Genomic DNA, 19,105 nt, shown 5'->3' with positions numbered 1-19,105 from the left:
CGGCTCCCGGGCGGCGTCGCACCCGCCTCGAACGGCCTCTCCGCAGTGCGCGGAGGGGTCGTTCGTGCCTTAGGCTATGGGGTATGTCTGCGGGTGGGGAAGTTCGCGCGGAGCGATCCGATGGCTAAGGTTTCATCGGTGAACCCTCCGCGCATTTCGGGCTTCAGCTATGTGCGCCCCCTCGGTTCCGGCGGGTTCGCCCAGGTCTACCAGTACGAGCAGGACATGCCGCGTCGCGTCGTCGCGATCAAGGTGCTCGGCGAGGACTTCACGGTGGCGAGCGACCGCTCCGCGTTCGAGGCCGAGGCGGACGCCATGGCGCGTCTGTCGAGCCACCCCTCCATCGTGTCGATCTTCAGCGCGAGCGTCTCGAGCGACGGCCGCCCCTACATCGCGATGGAGTACTGCCCCGAGTCGTTTCGCAACCGTTCCCGGGGCGACCCCGTGCCCCTCGACCGGGTGCTCGACGCCGGGGTGCGCCTCGCGGGCGCGCTCGAGACGGCGCACCGGTCGGGCGTGCTGCACCGCGACATCAAGCCATCCAACGTGCTCCTCGCGACGACGGGCAGGCCCGTGCTCGCCGACTTCGGCATCGTCTCGCTGCGGGGGCAGATGCGCGGAGAGGGCACCAGCCAGGCCATGTCGATTCCTTGGGCCGCGCCCGAGGTCGTCTCGGGCGAGACGAGCGGCACGGTCGCGAGCGAGATCTGGTCGCTCGGGGCCACCCTCTACACCTTCGCCGCCGGGCGGGCGCCGTTCGCCAACGTCGACGGCTCGAAGCAGTCGCCCGAGAGCCTGAGGGAGCGCATCCGGCGCGCGCGCTACACCCCGGTGCCGGGCGCTCAGGGGTACGAGGCGTTCGACGGGATCATCGCTCGAGCGCTCGCGAGGCGGCCGGAGCAGCGCTTCGCCTCGATGCGCGAGTTCGGGGCGGCCCTGCAGCAGTTGCAGAGCCACTACCGCTTCCATGTGACGCCGCTCGACGTGATCGCGTCGGAGTGGGTTCCGCCGCCGGCGGTCGCCGCGGGGGTTCGCGGGCCGAGCATCTCGACCGTGCAGGCCTCGGGCCGCGCTCAGAGGCGCGCCGAGCTCGCGCAGCGGGGACCCGGCTCGCCGACCCCGAAGCGACGTCCTGCGTCCTCGTCGGTGAGAGCCGCGCTGATCGGAGCGGGCTCGGCGCTGGCGGTGGTGGCCTTGGCGGCCGTGATCTTCGCGCTAGCCGGAGGCCTGTGATGGCGCGCCCCGGCGGGGCCCGAGGCGCGGCGGCGCGGCGGCAGGCCGGTGCGCGGCGTCGGCGGACGCGGGCGATCACCTGGGTCTCGGGCGTCGCCGCTCTCGCGATGATCGCCACCATCGCGGTCGTCGCCGCGGGCTACGACGCCCGGGAGACGCCGCGCGAGGAGCCCTCGGTGTGGGCCGTGCGCAGCTCTGGGCAGTACGCGCGGGTGAACACGCTGACCGGCGAGATCGATACGGTGCGCAGGGTGGAGGAGCCGAGCGGCCTGCTGCAGTCGGGGTCGCGGGGCGTCGTGCTGAGCCACGGCAACGGCCGGGCCTGGGGCATCGACCCCGCCCTCCCGCGCGACCTCGTGGAGGAGCCGGAGGAGCCGGGCGAGCCGGGCTCCCCCGACGGCGGGGACGCCGCGCCCGCCCGAGCGGCTGCGGGCGCGGCCGCCGAGGGGTCGCCCGGCGACGCGATGCGCCTGCCCGACGGCACGCGCGACACCATCGTCGCCGGCGACACGGTGCTGATGCGCACCGAGAACGGAGACGTGTACCTGAGCGGGTTCGCGGGCGGGGCGGACGGGGGCGACGGCGCCTCCGCGCAGCTGACCGAGCCCCGGCTGCTCGACCCGTTCGCCGACGACCGCGCCGGACGGGAGGCCGGGGCGGGCGACCCGCGGCGATTCGTCGCGACGGCCGCCGCCGTCGACGCGGAGGGCACGGTGGCCCTGTTCTCGGCGGACGATCAGGAGGTGCGCTGGTACTCGGCGGATCGGGGAGCGTTCACGGGCGTGGCTCGGGTGCCCGAGCGGGTGACCGATGAGAACGCGCAGCTGGCCGTCGTCGCGGGAAAGTGGGTGATCTTCGAGCCCGCGGCGGGCCTGCTGTGGCGGGAGGGATCCGCCGACCCGGTGGCCGTCGAGACGACGGGCGACGCGCGGCTGCAGGCTTCGAGCCCCGAGAGCACGGGCGATGCGGTGCTGCTGGCCGACGGTGCGGGGCTCTGGGAGCTGCGCGATGGCGAGGTGCGCCGGATCGCCGAGGCCGAGGGCGTGCCCGCGCAGCCGGCGGCGGTCGGCGAGGAGCGCTACGCCGCCTGGCTCGGGCAGACCGGTGCGCAGCTGTGGTCGGCGGGGGGCGGCGTGCGGCAGCTCGAGCTCGACGGCAGCGTCGACATGCCCGGCGACCCCGAACCGGTGATCCGCAGCAACGGCACGAGCGCGCTGCTCTCCGAGGTGGGCACCGGCATGCTCTGGACCGTGCCGGACGGCAAGCTGATCCCCGTGGAGCAGTGGTCGCTCGTCGATCCGCCGAAGGAGCGCGACGGCACGGTGGTGGTCTCCGACGTGACGAAGCAGGAGCCCCCGGTGGCGGTCGACGACGCCTTCGGGGTGCGCCCGGGCGAGCCGGCCCAGCTGCCGGTGCTGCTCAACGACTACGATCCCAACCGCCGCGACGTGCTGACGATCGTCCCCGACGGGCTGGGAGACGGATTGCCGCCCGAGTTCGGCGCGGTGTCGGTGCTGCCCGATGGCCAGGCGCTCGTGATCCAGCCGGCTGCGGGGGCCTCGGGCACCTCGCGCTTCACCTACCGCATCACCGACGGCGTGACGGTCTCGGAGGCCGCGACGGTGACGCTGCGGGCGGTGGATCCCGGTGAGAACTCCGCGCCGCAGTGGTGCCCCGTCGAGGGCTGCCAGCGCGACTGGCCGAGCCCCGAGCTCGTACCGGGCGGCACGCTCGTGCTCCCGGTGCTCGAGGGCTGGGTCGATGCGGAGGGCGATCCGATGATGCTCGCTGCCGCGGCCCCCGCCAACCCCGACGACCCGGTTCGCGCGCTGATCACCGCCGACGGCCGCCTGGCGTTGCGCCACGTCGACCCGAACGCGCCCGACGGCGACATCGCGGTGCGCGTGCGCGTGGCAGACTCCCGCGGCGAATCGACGGAGCGCGAGCTGACGGTGCAGATCCGACGCGGCGCGCAGGCCGTGCTGAGCGCGATCGCCGCGACGGCGGACGCGGGGCGGCCGACCGTCGTGCGCCCGCTGAGTCGCATCGTCGGAGGTTCGGGATCGTATGCGCTGGTGGACGCGACGGTGCAGAGCGGCAAGGCCGAGGCCACCGTGAGCGCGGCGTCCGGCACCGTCGAGGTGCGCTCGGCGGAGGCCGGCACGAGCGTGATCTCGATCACCGCGCGCGATACGGGAACGGACACCGAGATCGACGGCGTGCTGCGCGTCACCGCGTTCGAGGCCGCTCCCCGGTTGGCGCTGCCGCCCATGCGCGCCTTCGTGCGCCCGCTCGCGGACACCACCGTCGACGTGCTCGACGCGGTGCCGGGGGCGAACGGGCGCGAACTCGTGGTGCGCGGCGCCGAGGTGGTCGACGGCGAGCTGCGCGCGGATGTCGTGGAGCACGCGCGGGTTCGGGTCTCCGGCAGCACGGCCGACGGCGCCCCGGGGCGCATCGGCGCCGTCGACGTGCGAGTGGGCGAGGGCGAGCAGGCCGCGACGGGGCGTCTGACGGTGTTCCAGGTGCCCGAGTCGGGAGCGGCCGGGGCGATCGCGGTGGCCGACAACCTGACGGTGCGCGCGGGGGCTGTCGCCGACATCCCGGTGCTCGACAACGACGTCTCCCCGCCGGGGCAGCGCCTCGTACTGAACCCGGAGGTCGGCGGGTCCGGCGCGAAGGGGGAGCTCGCCTTCGCGTCGGGAAACGTGCTGCGCTACCTCGCGCCGAGCGAGCCGGGCACCTACACGCTCAGCTACACCGCCTACGGCGCGAGCAGCCCCGAGGCGAGCGACGTCGGACTCGTGCGCGTGACCGTGCTGCCGCGCGACGGCAACCGCGAGCCGCAGCCCGAGCCGCTCACGGTGCGTCTCGCTCCGGGGGAGCGGGCCTCGGTATCGGTGCCGCTGTCCGGTGCGGATCCCGACGGCGACCGCGTGCGCCTGGTGGGCGTCGGCGCCTCGGACGACGCCCAGGTCTCGGCGACGCTCGCGCCGCGCAGCTCGGCCATCCGGGTGGCGGCGTCTCGGCAGGCCGAAACGGGGGTTCGACTGCTGAGCTACTCCGTGCGGGACGAGTTCGGCGGCGAGGCCGAGGGGAGCCTGCGCGTGATCGTGACCGATCCCGATCCGGGCGCGGGAGCACCGATCACCTACAGCGACTACGTGCGCACCGTGCAGAACAGCGGGGATCCCGCCGCCGTGCGACCGCTCGACAACGACATCGACCCGGCGAACGGCAGACTGGAACTGGTCGAGGTCGTGCCGAACGTGCCGGGCGGCGCGGAGTCGGCGCAGTACCGGCGACTGGTCGACCGGCTGGATCTCTCGCAGATGAGGCAGGGCCGCGTCACGGTGCGGAGCGGCTCGGACCTCGGCACGGTCTCGTACCGCTACACCGCGCGCTCGCCGCAGAGCAAGAGCACGGCAGAGGGGCTCATCGTCGTGCAGGTCTCCGCCCGCGTGGGGCAGCAGGCGCCCGCGGTGCAGGACACGGTGCTGTCGGCTCGGGATCGCACGGAGCTCGAGCAGGGCGGCATCGACGTGGTCACCGATCGGGTGCAGTGGAACGCCGGCGACACGCGCACGCTGCAGCTCTCGGTCTGGGGGAGGGCCTCGGAGCGCTTCACCGTGAGCGGCACGCGCATCTCGGGTGCGTACCGCGCCGAGGGCGACCTGGTCCCGTTCCGGCTGGCGGGAACCGACCTGACCGGGAAGAAGGTGGAGACCTTCGGGTTCCTGGTGATCCCGCCCCTCGACGAACTGCGGCTCACGCTGGTGCCCGGGCTCGCCCCTCTGCGGGTCGACGAGGGCGGGTCGATCGACGTGTCGCTCGCCGACGTCGTCGACCTGGCGCCGGGCGACGACGCCGAGCTCAAGGTCGGCCGCCTGCCCGTGCAGCGGGGCCAGGCGCGCTGCGAGGCGACGAGCGCGACGGGCCTGCGCTACAGCGCGGGCAGGGGGGAGCCCTGGGCCGACAGCTGTCTCGTCTCGGTGAAACTCGTCGAGCAGCGGACGTGGACGCGGCTGGCCCTGCCCGTGCAGATCGTGCCAGATGAGCCGGTGGTCGAGCTGGAGCCGCTCACGCGGACGATCTCGCCCGGCAACTCGGAGACCATCGACCTCCTCGACATGGTGCGCTGGCAGGGCGGCCGGGCGGGGGACACGGGCGCGCTGAGCTTCCGGGTGAGCGGCGGCGGGGCCAGTTTCGAGGTGAGCCCGGCGGGATCCCGGCTGACCGTGCAGGCGCGCGCCGACGCCGTGCCCGGCGGTCAGGACGCCCTCACGGTGAGCGTGACGGGCTCGGGCGAGGGCCAGGCTCTGCTCACGCTGCGCGTGGGCCAGGCGGCGAGGGACGCGCCGCGCGGCGCCACGGTGCAGCTGAACTGCACGGTCGGATCGGACTGCCGCACGCAGGTGATCGGAGCGGAGGGGGAGTACGACCCCTTCGCGGGCCGCAGCGGCGGCGGGCTGACGCTCGTGTCGGTCGACGGGAACTCCTGCGCGTACGGGTCGCTGCGGGCGGAGGGCGGCTCGGTGCGCGTCGCCTGGCCCGACGGGGCGGGAGGATCGGGCGGGCGGTGCACGGCGGCGTACACGGTGCGCGACGCGCAGGGCCGCACCGGCACCGGCGTCATCGAGCTCGACGCGCGGGGGCTGCCCCGGGCCCCGGTCGGCGTCACCCCCGTGAGTGCCGACGCCAGCAGCGTCACGCTCTCCGTCGCGCTGAGCGCCGAGGCCTCGTACCCGGCCGTGTCGGGCGTCGAGCTGGTCTCGGGCGGCCGCGCCGTCGGCAGCTGCGCGCTGGCGGGCGGGCAGGCCTCGTGCACGCTCGCCGGCCTCGCCCCCGGCGAGCGGCGCACCTACACGGCGCGAGCCGTCAACGCCGTCGGCGTCTCCGAGACGAACGCCAACGGCGCGGAGACCTGGGCGTATGTGCCGCCGCCGGCTCCGTCCCTCAGCGCGACGACCGTGAAGTGGCCCGACAACACCCGTCCCGATCTCGGGCGCGTGGAGGTGCGCATCGGCGAGAGCGATGCCGCGGCCCGGGTGCTCTCGATCGACGGTGCGGAGACGAGGATCGACCCCGACGGCGTCTACGAGGTCGCAGCGGGCCGGTCGCTCGACGTCAGTGTGGTCGCGGCCGACAGCGCGGACATGATCCCGCCCGGGTACTCCGGTTCGGACGGTGGCCGAGGCGCGGCGAGGACGGTCTCGGTGACGCCCATCGGGGCGCCGATCGCGGGCGGTGCGACGCTCACGCTGAGCGGGCCGGCCGAGACGGACTGGAGCATCGGCGTCGCGGGCTGGGGCAGGAACGGCGGAGACGAGCTGCGATACCTGTACGGGCTCGAGCAGCAGAAGACGGCGCCGGGCTGCGGCGACAAACCGTCGAGCGGATCCGGGCTCGCCCCGTTCAGGTACTACACGGGGTCGGCGTGCGCCTCCAACTCCTACGGGCGCACCGCTGCCGTCGGCACGGGCACGGTGTTCACCGGCGGCATCGTGCCGCCGCCTGCCGAGGTGAACTATTCGATCAGCAGCACGCCGAGTCCCTCCACGACGAGCTCTTCGGTCTTGTACGGCGCAGTCGCACCCGACGAAGCCGACATGACCACGGTCGAGGGCGGCAGTATCGTCTGGGACGTTCCCGTCTCGTCCGTGACGCCCGGTGATCCCGACGCAAAGGCGCGGCAATGCGTCGACGAGGGCAAGCGCTGCTCCGTCCCCGTCACCATCGGGCCGCCGAACGGCGTCACCCCGTTCACCGTGGCCTGGAACGGCGCGTGCATCGACCCGGCCTCCGACCCGAGCGGCTGGGGCTCCTTCTTCGTGATCGACGGCAGCCCGGGGGCGATCCCGTCGTTCGCCCGCTCCGGCGCCACGAGGGACGTGGCTATGAGCTGGCCCGGCGCACCCTACCAGCCGGCGATCTTTACGGGGCTGCTCTGCGAACCGCCGCCCGAATCGGGGCCTGCGCCCTGAGGCGGGCGGCGATCCCGAACCGAACCGCCCCGACGACAAGGAAGCTGCAGATGACCCCCGAGCCGAAGCTCACCGCCGACCGCACCCGTTCGCGCCACACCCGCGACGTGATCACCGACGAGCGCGCGCGCTGGGCGAGCGACGCCGTGCGCACGGCCGCCGACGCGATGGAGCACGCGATCCAGGGCAAGCGGCGGGTGATCGAGCTGGTGCTCGCCACCGCCATCGCGGGCGGGCACGTGCTGCTCGAGGACGTGCCGGGCACGGGCAAGACCGCTCTGGCCCGAGCGCTCGCGAAGACGATGCACGGCACCTCCTCGCGCATCCAGTTTACTCCCGACCTGCTGCCGGGCGACGTCACCGGCATCACGGTGTACGACCAGAAGCAGGGGGTCTTCGAGTTCCACGCCGGCCCCGTCTTCGCCAACGTCGTGCTCGCCGACGAGATCAACCGCGCCAGCCCCAAGACGCAGTCGGCGCTGCTCGAGGTGATGGAGGAGCACCAGGTCACGGTCGACGGGCGCAGCCACGCCGTGGGCGAGCCCTTCCTGGTCATCGCCACGCAGAACCCGGTCGAGCAGGCCGGCACCTACCGGCTGCCCGAGGCGCAGCTCGACCGCTTCATGATCAAGACCTCGATCGGCTATCCGGATGACGCCGCCATGATGCGCATCCTGCAGCAGATCTCGGTCACGCCCGAGGTGCCGACCGTGATGAGCGCGGGCACGCTCACGCAGCTGCAGCAGTTCGCGCGGGCCGTGCACGTGAGCCCGCTCATCGCGGAGTACGTCTCCCGCCTGATCGAGGCGAGCCGCCGGGCGGGCGAGGTGCGTCTCGGCGCGAGCGTGCGCGGCGCGCTGGCCCTCGTGCGGATGGCCGCGGCGTGGGCGCTCGTGGCGGGGAGGCCCTACGTCACTCCCGACGACGTGCGCGAGTTGGCGATCCCCGTCCTCGCCCACCGGCTCGTGCTCGAGCCCGAGGCCGAGTTCGACGGCGTCACCGCCGAGGCCGTGATCGGGCAGATCCTCATCGACACCCCGATCCCGCAGGAGAACGGCACCGCGTGAGCACGGAAAGCACCCGCGGCCGGCTGTTCCGCACGGGCGCCCGGGACACCACGCGCGGGTCGCGCACCGGCTCCCGCCTGGGCGAGACCCGCACGTCGACGCGCGCGCTGGGCGCCACGCAGCGCCGGCGCGTCGCCGTGCTGCGCTGGTGGCGCAGCTGCAGGCGCCGGTTCGCCCGGACGTGGCGCGGAGCGCTCCACGCGGTCACGCCTCTGGGCTGGTTCGTCGCGGCGCTCACCGCGGTCGGCGTCGGGCTCGGGGCGGGCCTGTCGTGGATCGAGGCCTGGTTCGTCGCGTGCGTGGGCGGGCTGCTGCTGCTGCTCGCGCTGCCCTTCCTCGCGGGCAGCCGCGCCTACGGGGTCGACATCGAGCTCGACCGGGCGAGCATCGTCGCCGGGGGAGAGGTGCGGCTGCGGCTGCGCGTGCAGAACGAGGGTGCCCGCCCGGCGCTGCCGGCCGTCGCCGAGCTGCCCGCGGGCGAGGCGCTGCGGGAGGTCGCGATCCCGTTCATCGGACCGCACTCCGGTGCCGAGCTGCCGATGAGCATCCCGGCGCCGCGGCGCGGCGTCATCCAGGTGGGGCCGCTGACCATCGCCCGCCGCGACCCGCTGGGGCTGCTGCGCCGCGAGGTGACCTGGCCCGAGCGGCACCTCGTGCACGTGCACCCGGCCACGGCTCAGCTGCCGCCGAACTCCGCGGGCCTGGTGCGCGACCTCGAGGGCGCGGCGAATCGCCGGCTCACGGACTCCGACCTCTCGTTCTACGCCGTGCGCGAGTACGCGACGGGCGACGCCATGCGCCACATCCACTGGAAGTCGACGGCGAAGACCGGCGCGCTGATGGTGCGACAGTACGAGGAGTCCCAGACGGCGCGCGTGGCAGTGCTCTTCGACGCCCGCCCCGACGAGTACCGGAACCCGGAGGAGTTCGAGCTCGCCGTGAGCGCGGCGGCGTCGATCTCGGTGCAGGCCGTCCGCGAGGGGCGCGAGCGCTTCGTCGCGTCGGCCTGGGCCCCGGGTCGGGTGCGTCCCAGCATCGACGGCCTCGAGGAGCTGCCGTCGCAAGACCCGCAGCAGCTGCTCGACGCGTGGTCGGAACTGGAGGCGTCGCCCGAGGGGCTGCCGTTCGAGGCGCTGGCGTCGGGCCTCGCGCACTCCCGCCGCCCGCTCTCCGTCGTGGCGATCGTCACCGGTTCGGCGCCCGACCCGACGCGCATCCGCCGCGCCTCCGCGGCCTTCACCCCCGATGTGCGCGTGCTGGCGGTGCGCTGCGAGTTGCACGCCGCGCCGCGCGCCCAGCGCATCGACCCCCTGACCGTGTTCACGATCGGCGCGCTCGTCGACCTGCCCCAGATGCTGATCCGGGGCGCGCGTTGAGCCGGCCGGATGCGATGATCCCCCCGGCCCGCGGCGCCCCGCCGTCGAGCGCGCGCCTGGTCGCGGGCCTGGCCGCGGCGGCGCTTGCGCTCGCCCTCGGGGTGCTCGCGGCGTGGCCCATCTACCGGACCGCCTGGCTGTGGCTCGCGGCGGCGGTCGCGCTCGTGCTCGGCGGCGGGATCGCCTGGGCTCGGGGGCGGTGGCGGATCCCCTTCCCGGTGCTCGCCGCGATCGTGCTCGCGTCGTTCGCGCTGACCGTGGTGCCGGTGGCCGTGCCGCAGTCGCTCACGTCCGGGCCGCTGCGGGGCCTGCTCGACGGGCTGGCCTCCGCCGCCCTCGGCTGGAAGCAGCTGCTCACGCTCTCGCTGCCCGTCGGCACCTACCGCACGGTGCTCGTACCGGCCTACATCGTGCTTCTCCTCTCGGCGCTGCTCGTGGTGGGCGTCGCCCAGCACCCCGGGCGGCGGTCGGCGCTCGCCGCGATCCCGATGCTCGCGCCGGTCGCGTTCGGCACCGTGTTCGGCGCCTCCGAGGTGAGCGCGACGTGGCGCCTCGGGCCGCTCTCGATCGCGGCTCCGCGCGAGATCGGCCTCTGGCTGACCGCTGCAGCGCTCGCCGCGGTCTGGGTGGCCTGGATTTCCGGCGCGGGCCGCCGCGCGGCCCTGCGCCTCGGCCGGGCGGCCGGGGACCGCGGCGGCGGGGCCGCTCGTGCGCTGGCCGGCGCGGGCATTCTCGCCGTCGCGCTCGCCGCCGGATTCGCCGCCGCCCCGGTGCTCGGCTCCGATGCCCGCGCGGTTCCCCGGGATCGCGTCGTCCCGGAGATCGTGGTCCGCGAGCGCCCCAGCCCGCTCGCCGCCTACCGCAACTCCAAGCGGGACGACGCGATCGACCGCGTCATGTTCACCGTGACCGGGGACCGGGGACTGCCGCAGCGGCTGCGCCTCGCGGTGCTCGACAGCTACGACGGGTCCGACTTCCACGTGAGCCGGGCCGAGGCCGGGCGCTTCACCCGCTTCCCGAGCGGCGAACCGCTGTCGGCTCCCAGCAGCGTGACCGTGGAGGTGGGCGAGGGCTACGCAGACATCTGGGCCCCGACGGCCATCCTCGGCTCTCCGCCGAGCTTCAGCGGCCCGCGAGCGGAAGAACTCTCCGACGGGTTCTACGTGAACCGCGAGACCGGCGGGGCGATCGCGGTCCCGCGCGGCGACCGGCCCCCCGGGCTCGCGGCGGGCGACGGGTACACCGCCGACATGGAGACCGCGCCACCCGGCGGCGAGCTCGGCGGGCCGGGCAGCGAGGCGCCGCTCGTCGACCTGGAGGCCGCGCCGGAACTCGCCGCCTGGATCGAGCGCCAGGGCGTCGGGACCGACGCCGAAGGGCTCGCCGAGCTGATCGAGCGGCTGCGCGCCCGCGGCTACCTCAGTCACTCCATGAGCAACGGCGACGGCGAGCGGGCCTGGATCGATCGGCTCGGCGAGCGCTACGGCACGCGGTTCGAGCCGAGCCCGGGCGGGCACTCGCTCGCGCGGATCGAGGATCTCTTCGCGCAGCTCAACGCGCAGCAGTCGGCCGCCGGCGACCGGCCGGGGGAGGCGATGCTGGTGGCGGGCGTCGGCGACGACGAGCAGTTCGCCGCCGCCGCGGCCCTGCTGGCTCGGGCGCTCGGCTACGAAGCCCGGGTCGTGCTCGGGGTGCGGCTCGGCGGCGACGGGGTGCCCGGCGTGCCCGCCTGCACAGGTGCCTGCACGGGCGAGAATCTGGCCGCCTGGATCGAGGTGCGCGGCGACCGCGGCGAGTGGGTCTCCCTCGACGTCACCCCGCAGCTCGAGAACCGTCCGCAGCGGCTCGAGGAGGGCGAGCAGCTGCCGGAGTTCCCGACGACGCCCGAGGAGCGCGACGTGCGCGAGGTCGATCCGCCCAGGGGCCTCGGAGAGCCGGGCGAGAGCGACGGCGGCAACTCCGACGGGCAGGCGGCGTCGTGGCTGTGGCCGGTGCTGCGGGCGGCGGGACTCTCCCTCTCGGCGGCGCTGCTGCTCCTCGTCCCGCTGCTCTTCCTGCCGTGCGCGAAGCGGTTGCGGCGTCGGCGGCGGCGGGCCGATCCGGTGCCCGAGCTGCGCGCGCTGGGCGCTTGGGAAGAGATGCTGGATCGCGCCCGCGACGCGGGGGTGAGGATCCCCGCGGGCGCCACCCGCAGCGAGGCGGCCGCCGCCCTCGCGACGGCACCAGCCGCGTGGGCGGCGGCGCGGGTGGATCGGGCGGTGTTCTCGCCGGACGCCATCGGCGACGAGGAGGCCGCCCGACTGTGGCGCGCGGCGGACGACGACCGAGCCGAGCGGGCGGCGCGTATGTCGCGCCTCGCGCGACTGCGAGCCGAGTACTCGCTGCGCTCATACGGCATCGCCCCGCGCTCGGGCGGCATCGGACAGGGGAGGCGCCGGCCGGCGCCTCCGGAAAGCGAGGCCCAATGAACACGCGACACGACGGCGCGACGGCGAGCTGGGCGGTGAGGTGCCCGGATCCGGTGATCGAGGCCGCCGCCCGCAGCGACGTCGGCCTGCACCGCGCCGTGAACGAGGATGCGGTGCTGGCGCAGCGACCGGTCTTCCTCGTGGCGGACGGCATGGGCGGTCACGAGGCGGGCGACCTCGCGAGCGCGGCGGCGCTCGCTGCCTTCGCCGCGCTCGCCGCCGTGGGGCGCTCGCCCACGGTCGATGAGGTGGCGATCGCGGTCGGGGCGGCCCGGGAGGCCGTCGACGAGGTCGCGCTCCGCACTCGGCGCGGCGCGGGCTGCACGCTCACCGGGGTCGTGCTGGTGGAGCATCACGACGGGCCGCACTGGTATGTGCTCAACGTGGGCGACTCGCGCGTCTACCAGCACCGGGGCGCAGCGCTGGTCCAGATCACGATCGACCACTCGCTGCACGCCGAGCTCGCGGCCGCGGGAGACGAGGCCGCGGCGAGCACGCCTCGCAACGTGATCACGCGAGCGCTCGGATCCGATGACTCCCGGCACGACGCCTGGCTGCTGCCGGTGCGCGCCGGCACGCGCCTGCTGATCTGCTCGGACGGGCTGACGACCGAGCTCGGGGACGAGGAGCTGCGCGCGGTGCTGACGGTCGGCGGGCGCGCCGAGTCGGTGGCGGAGGAGCTGGTGCGCCGCGCCCGCGCGGCCGGCGGACACGACAACATCTCCGTGATCGTCGTCGACACGGTGACGGGGCCCGTGTCGCCCCCTCCGTCGGCCGAGTCCGCCGCGGTCGCCGAGATCGAGGAGGAGACGCTCGACGTGACGAGGCCGGTGCGATGACGGAGAGGCGGCGGGATCGGGATCGGGATCCGGATCGGGATCCGGGCGCAGAGACGCCCGACGAGGCGACGGTGGTCGTGCCGCGGCGCTCGCTGCAGGATCGAGCGCACTCGGGTCGCGCCCCGATCGTGCGCCCGTTCGAATCGGACGACGCCACGACGGTGGTGCGGCCGGAGCCGGTCGATGACGATCCGACGGTGGTGCGGCCCCGACGGGGGCTTGGCGCTCCTCGGCCGGGCGATCCGGCGCCCCCGCTCGCCGACCCCGAGCCTCCGCCGGATCCCCTCGCGGGTGCGCCCCCGATGCACGTCTACGGCGCCCGGGCGGTGCCCGAGGCGGGCCCGTCGGGGAGCGACGATGCGGAACCGCGCATCGGGCCTCCCCCCGCCTCCGGGTTTCGGCCCGCGTCCGAGCGACCGCCCCTGCCGTCGCTCGCCAAGCGCGCCCGGCGGGAGCGCGCGATCACGCTGGTGTGCTACGCCGCCGCGGTGGCGCTCTCGGCGGCCGGTCTGGTGCTGGTCGCGAGACTGGCCTTCGGGTGACAGAATGATGCCGCCCCCGCGCGATCCATGGCAGAGTTGTAGCGGTGCACCGGGCGTCGATGCGGCGCCGGGAGTGAGAGAACGGAACAGAGCAGATGGATAACAGCCCGAACGTGGACTTGACGCCGATCTGGGCGATCTTCGGCGTCTGGTCGCTGGTGGGCCTCGCCTACTACGTCTGGTATCTCTGGTCGCTGTCCCGGCTCTTCCCGAAGCTCGGGCTGCCCTCCTGGGCGGGCTGGGTGCCGCTGTGGAACCAGTGGCAGCTCATCCAGCGCGGCGGCCTGCCGGGCTGGACCGTGGTGCTCGGTCTGGTTCCCGGCCTCGGCATCGTCGTGCTCGTCATGACGATCATCGCGATCAACCGCCTCAACGCCGAGCACGGCAAGGGCCCCGGCTTCACGGTGCTCGGCGCCTTCATCCCTCCGCTGTGGGCGATGCTGCTCGCGGCGCACATCGACGACTACGGCTACTCGGGCCGTGACTACGGCTCCGTCGAGCAGGGCGGCTCTCCGCAGTATCAGCGAGGCGGGGCCTACCAGCCGGGAGCTCGGGAATACCAGCAGTCCACGGGTGACGGGTGGGCGGCGGTTGCGCCTCCGGGACCGGCCGCTCCCGGGGTGCCGGGTGCGCCGGCTCAGCCGCAGCAGTACGCGCCCCCGATGCCGGCCCAGCACGCCGTTCCGCCGCCCGCGCCGCAGGCCGCGCCCGCTGCCGGGTCTCCGCCCTCGGGCCCGGGGCAGCCGCAGCCGGTGAACGCGTGGGGGTTCAGCAGCACCACCGAGGGTGCCTTCGAGCGCCTCGCCTCAGACGAGCAGGCGCCGCGTAGCGCGCCTCCGCTCGGTTCGAGGACGCCCCCGCAGCCCTTCTCCTGGCCCGAGCCGCAGGAGGAACTCGAGGCTCGGCGCGCTCGTGAGCAGGCCGCGGCCCCGGGGCAGGTGCCGCCGGGGCAGGCGCTGCCGGGGCAGGCGCCGCCGGGGCAGGTGCCGCCGGGGCAGGCGCCGCCGCAACCGCCGCAGCCCCAGCCGCAGCCGGTCCGTCTGCCGGAACCGCCCGCCGGGCCCACCATCTTCGATCGTCCCGGGTATCCCGTACCGGAAGCGCCGGCCGTGCCCCGGGGCATCCCCGCCGCGGCAGGCCCGGAGCACGCGCAGGCCCCGCCGCCGCCCGTGGTCCCTGCTCCTGCTCCTGCTCCTGCTCCTGTGACGCCTGTGACGCCCGCGCCGGCCGCGGCGGCCCCCGACGATGAGGACAGCGACGACCGCACGGTCGTCGTCTCGCGGCGGGTGCGCTGGGGAGTCGAGCTGCCCGACGGAGAGGTGCTGGAGCTGGAGGGCGACGACATCGTGATCGGGCGCAAGCCCGAACCCGCGGGCGGCGCGACGGTGCTGCAGATCGCCGATCCCACGCGCACGATGTCGAAGACGCACGCGCGTCTGCGGCGCGACGGCGACGACTGGACCGTCGAGGATCTGCAGTCGACCAACGGCGTCGCCCTGATCGACGAGCGGGGAGAGACGGTGGCGCTCGAGCCGGGTCGCGAGTACGAGGTCATCGACCAGCTGGTCATCGGCACGCTGGAGGTGCGCCTGCGCCGGATCGGCTAGCCGGCGTCCGAGTGCGCTCGCGGCGCCCGGCCCTATTCGCCGCGCCCTGATCCCGCCCGCCGAACCCGGCCCTACCGCCGAACCGGGCCCTACCGCCGCGCCCCGATCCGTGTGCGCCTTTCGGCCGCTGTCCCCGCCCGGAAGGCCCCGGAAGGCGCACACACTTTGAGCGGGTCGTCGCCAGCGGGTCGTCGCCAGCGGGCCGTCGCCAGCGGGCCGTCGCCAGCGGGTCGGGGGATCCGGGGCGCGGGGATCCAGCGCGCGGAGACGACGGCGATTCGAGGCTAGATCAGCCCCTCTGACAGCTGGTTCGGCGTACCGAATCGGTGCCCGGTGATGGAGACGGCCTGCTCGTGCAGGTGGGGCAGCATCTCCACTCGGCCGGCCGAGACCACCTCGCCGCCGTAGACCGCGACGTCGGGCTTGCCCTCCGCGGCCTCGTACACCTTCGCGACCACGGCCTCGCGGGAGGCGCCGGCCACCACGCGGATGCGCGCACCGGCCCTCGGACCCTGCTGCGCCGCGAGCCGCTGCACGCGCGCGGTCCAGGCGGCGTCGTCCTCGAAGCGCACGGCCACGTCGGCGGCGGCGAGCGCGTCGATGACGGGCTGCGGCAGCGCGACGGGGGTGCTCACGGCCGGGGCGGATCCCGCGGCGAGCCCCGCGGCGATCGCGCGCACGGCGTGGTGCAGGGGGGCGTCCGCAGCGATCCGGATCGTGACCGGAACCGGCAGGTAGCGCAGCAGGTTGCGCTCGACGCCCAGTTGCGACGCGTCGTGCGCGATCCCGAACTCGTCGTCCCAGGCCGCGGCGTCGCTGCCGAGCGCGGCGCGCAGCCAGTCGAGTTCCTCGCCGGTCGCGGCCTGCTGGGCGGCGGCTCTCTCCATCGCGCTGAGCAGCGGAGCCACCCTGGGCAGGGGGGCCCACGGCTCGGCGGCGACGGGTGCGTCGACCCAGTCGCCGAGGCCGTGCAGGTAGTTGGGCCCGCCGGCCTTGGTGCCGGCGCCGATGGCCGACTTCTTCCAGCCGCCGAACGACTGGCGGCGCACGATCGCGCCGGTGATGCCGCGGTTCACGTAGAGGTTGCCCGCCTCGATGCGGCGCAGCCACAGGGCGAGCTCGTCGCGGTCGAGGGAGTGCAGGCCGCTCGTGAGCCCGTAGTCGATCTCGTTGACCATGTCGATGGCCTCGTCGAGGGTCTTCGCCGTCATGATGCCGAGGATCGGCCCGAAGTACTCGGTGAGGTGGTACTCGGAGCCTCGCTCCACGCCGTCGCGCACGCCGGGGCTCCACAGCTTGTTGCCGCCGTTCCCGTCGCGGGCGAGTGGGCTGTCGCTCTCGAGCGGCGCAGGCTCGATGAGCCACTTCTCGCCGGGGCCGAGGGTGGTGAGCCCGCGCAGCAGCTTGCCGTCCGGAGCCGTGATGACGGTGCCCATCTGGGTCTCGAGGTGCTCGGGCGTGCCCACCTTGAGCGAGCGCACCGCGTCGAGCAGCTGCCCGCGGAAGCGCTTGGAGGTGGCGACCGAGCCCACGAGGATGACGAGCGAGGCGGCTGAGCACTTCTGGCCGGCGTGGCCGAAGGCCGACAGCGCCACGTCCTTCGCGGCGAGGTCGAGGTCTGCGTTCGGGGTCACGATGATGGCGTTCTTGCCGCTCGTCTCGGCGAGGATCGGCAGGTCGCGGCGCAGTTCGCGGAAGCTGACGGCCGTCTCGTATGCGCCGGTCAGGATCAGCCGGTCGATGCGCGGGTCGGCGACGAGCTTCGAACCGAGTTCGCGGTCGCCGAACTGCACGAGCTGCAGCACGTCTCGCGGCACGCCCGCCTCCCACAGCGCCTCCACCATCACCGCGCCGGAGCGGGCCGAGTTCGAGGCCGGCTTGATGATCACCGAGGATCCGGCCGCCAGGGCCGACAGCACGCCGCCCGCGGGGATCGCGACCGGGAAGTTCCAGGGCGGGATCACGGCGATGAGCTTCTTCGGCCGGTACACGGCGCCGTCGACCTGCTCGAGCAGCTGCCCCAGCATGGCGTAGTAGTTCGCGAAGTCGATGGCCTCGCTCACCTCGGGGTCGCCCTGGTCGAGGGTCTTGCCGCACTCGGATCCCATGACCTCGAGCAGGTCGGCGCGGCGCGCCTCGAGGCGCTCTCCGGCGCGGTACAGGATCCGGGCGCGCTCGTCGGCGCTCAGCGCCTGCCAGGTCTCGGCGGCCGCGAGGCCGCGCTCGACGGTCTCGTTCAGCGTCGCCTCGTCGGCGATGCGCGACGACTCCACCAGTTCGGCGCCGAGGCGCGACGCGACCATGCGCTCCGCGATCCCGCGCCCCCACGCGCGGTTGCCCGGCAGGTCGGGATCGGTGTCGGGCGTGTTCTCGAAGCCGCCGTCGCGGCCGGCCGCCACGCGCGCCTCGACGCGCTCGTCGGCGCCGGCCTCGTCGTTCTCGCGGCGATCCTGCACGCGATTGGGCCGGGGCACCGCGTACGACTCGGCCGAGCTGTCGCCCGTGATGCCCTCGAGCTCGCCCAGCGAGGCGAGGAAGCGCTGCTTCTCGCGCTCGAACAGGGTCGGGTTGTCGTTCAGTTCGAAGACTGCCGACATGAAGTTCTCCTGGCTCGCGCCCTCCTCGAGGCGGCGGATCAGGTAGGCGATCGCCACGTCGAACTCCTGCGGGTGCACCACCGGGGTGTAGAGCAACAGCGATCCGACCTCGCGCTTCACGGCCTCGGCCTGCCCGGTCGCCATGCCCAGCAGCATCTCGAACTCGATCCCCTGCCGTGCAGGGCGGCCTGCAGCGCCCGTGGCGCCGTTCGCGTCGCGAACGTCGGCGGCCCCGCGCGCCTTCGCGAGCAGCCAGGCGAGGGCGATGTCGAAGAGGTTGTGGCCGGCCACGCCGATGCGCACGTTCTGCACGCGCTCGGGGGTGAGGGCGTAGTCGATGACGGCCTTGTAGCTGGTGTCGCTCTGCTGCTTGCCGCCCCAGGTCGCCGTGGGCCAGCCGTGGATCGCGGCGTCGACGTGCTCCATCGGCAGGTTCGCGCCCTTCACGACGCGCACCTTGATGGGGGCTCCGCCGTTCTGCACGCGGTCTGCCGCCCAGTCCTGCAGGTCCATCATCGCGCCGAGCGCGTCGGGCAGGTAGGCCTGCAGCACGATGCCGGCCTCGAGTGTCTGAAACTCGGGGCGCTCGAGAATGCGCTTGAAGACCGCGATGGTGAGGTCGAGATCCTTGTACTCCTCCATGTCGAGGTTGATGAACTTCTTCGGGCTCGCGGCGCTGGCGCGTTCGAAGAGGGGCACGAGCTGCTGCTCGATATGCCCGACGGCCTCGTCGAACGCCCAGTGGTTGTGCGGGGCAACAGTCGATGAGACCTTGATCGAGACGTAGTCGACGTCGTCGCGGGCCAGCAGCGCGTGGGTGCCGGCGAGGCGGCGCTCCGCCTCGTGCTCGCCGAGGATCGCCTCGCCGAGCAGGTTGATGTTGAGGCGCACGCCGTCCCGCTTGATCTTCGCGATCGCCGGGCCCAGCTTCGCGTCGCTCGCGTCGATGATGAGGTGGCTCACCATCTGCCGCAGCACCTTGCGCGCGATCGGCACGACCACGCCGGGCAGCGGCTTCGCGAACGCGCCGCCGAGCCCGATGGCGCCCCTCATGGGGGCGGGGAGAAACTTCGGGGTGAGCGTCGTGAGCTCGTTCAACTTCTTGGCCGCGGCGCTCAGGTCTTCCGGGCGCACGACGCCGTCGACGAAGCCCACGGTGAAGTCGAGGCCGTTCGGGTCGCGCAGCACGCCTGCGAGGCGCTCGGCCGAGGGATCGGCGGGCACCTGCGCCGCCTCGCGCAGCCAGCGCTGCACGAGCGCGACCGCCTCGTCGGCGAGATCCTGGGGGCGGGCGGAGGCGTCTGCGGTGGTCGAGGTGCTCACGGGGACCTTTCAGAGGGGTGAACTGCTGCGCTCGGTGATCATGTAATCCGTGCCGACGCGCGCGGGTGA

General features: G+C 74.2%; 9 protein-coding genes. 8 read left to right on the top strand and 1 reads right to left on the bottom strand.

Annotated elements, in window-relative coordinates:
* Positions 1 to 120: 120 nt before the first annotated feature.
* The 8 genes from D1J51_RS03045 to D1J51_RS03010 all read left to right on the top strand — a co-directional run bounded on the left by D1J51_RS03045 (position 121) and on the right by D1J51_RS03010 (position 15,116).
* Positions 121 to 1,233, top strand: coding sequence for a serine/threonine-protein kinase (locus tag D1J51_RS03045; RefSeq protein ID WP_119073700.1), 1,113 nt, complete (start codon positions 121 to 123; stop codon positions 1,231 to 1,233).
* Positions 1,233 to 7,217 (top strand): Ig-like domain-containing protein, encoded by a 5,985-nt coding sequence (locus tag D1J51_RS03040; protein WP_240422826.1) that lies wholly within the window; start codon positions 1,233 to 1,235, stop codon positions 7,215 to 7,217. Before D1J51_RS03045 ends, D1J51_RS03040 begins: the two co-directional genes overlap by 1 nt.
* A 50-nt stretch (positions 7,218 to 7,267) precedes the next feature.
* Positions 7,268 to 8,284: an AAA family ATPase gene (locus D1J51_RS03035; protein ID WP_119073699.1), complete on the top strand. Its 1,017-nt coding sequence runs from the start codon at positions 7,268 to 7,270 to the stop codon at positions 8,282 to 8,284.
* Entirely contained in the window at positions 8,281 to 9,660 is a 1,380-nt protein-coding gene (locus D1J51_RS03030) for a DUF58 domain-containing protein (RefSeq protein ID WP_119073698.1), read from the top strand. Before D1J51_RS03035 ends, D1J51_RS03030 begins: the two co-directional genes overlap by 4 nt.
* A gap of 14 nt (positions 9,661 to 9,674) precedes the next feature.
* Positions 9,675 to 12,128: a transglutaminase domain-containing protein gene (locus D1J51_RS03025; RefSeq protein WP_119073697.1), complete on the top strand. Its 2,454-nt coding sequence runs from the start codon at positions 9,675 to 9,677 to the stop codon at positions 12,126 to 12,128.
* Positions 12,125 to 12,967, top strand: coding sequence for a PP2C family protein-serine/threonine phosphatase (locus D1J51_RS03020; protein ID WP_119073696.1), 843 nt, complete (start codon positions 12,125 to 12,127; stop codon positions 12,965 to 12,967). Before D1J51_RS03025 ends, D1J51_RS03020 begins: the two co-directional genes overlap by 4 nt.
* The gene (locus D1J51_RS03015; protein ID WP_119073695.1) at positions 12,964 to 13,509 is read left to right on the top strand and encodes a hypothetical protein; all 546 of its coding nucleotides are present in this window, start codon (positions 12,964 to 12,966) and stop codon (positions 13,507 to 13,509) included. The genes D1J51_RS03020 and D1J51_RS03015 overlap by 4 nt, the downstream gene beginning before the upstream one ends.
* A 95-nt stretch (positions 13,510 to 13,604) precedes the next feature.
* A complete protein-coding gene (locus D1J51_RS03010) occupies positions 13,605 to 15,116 on the top strand; it encodes a DUF5684 domain-containing protein (protein ID WP_119073694.1) in 1,512 nt (503 codons plus the stop codon).
* A gap of 284 nt (positions 15,117 to 15,400) precedes the next feature.
* Here the strand turns inward: D1J51_RS03010 and D1J51_RS03005 are convergent, their stop codons facing one another.
* On the bottom strand, positions 15,401 to 19,036 hold the full coding sequence (locus tag D1J51_RS03005) for a proline dehydrogenase family protein (RefSeq protein ID WP_119073693.1): 3,636 nt from the start codon (positions 19,034 to 19,036) through the stop codon (positions 15,401 to 15,403).
* Positions 19,037 to 19,105 lie beyond the last annotated feature (69 nt).

It is taken from the genome of Leucobacter sp. wl10, assembly GCF_003569785.1.
Taxonomy (GTDB): Bacteria; Actinomycetota; Actinomycetes; order Actinomycetales; family Microbacteriaceae; genus Leucobacter.
Note: the sequence above shows the minus strand (reverse complement) of the source record. Positions and strands in the feature narration are given on the sequence as shown.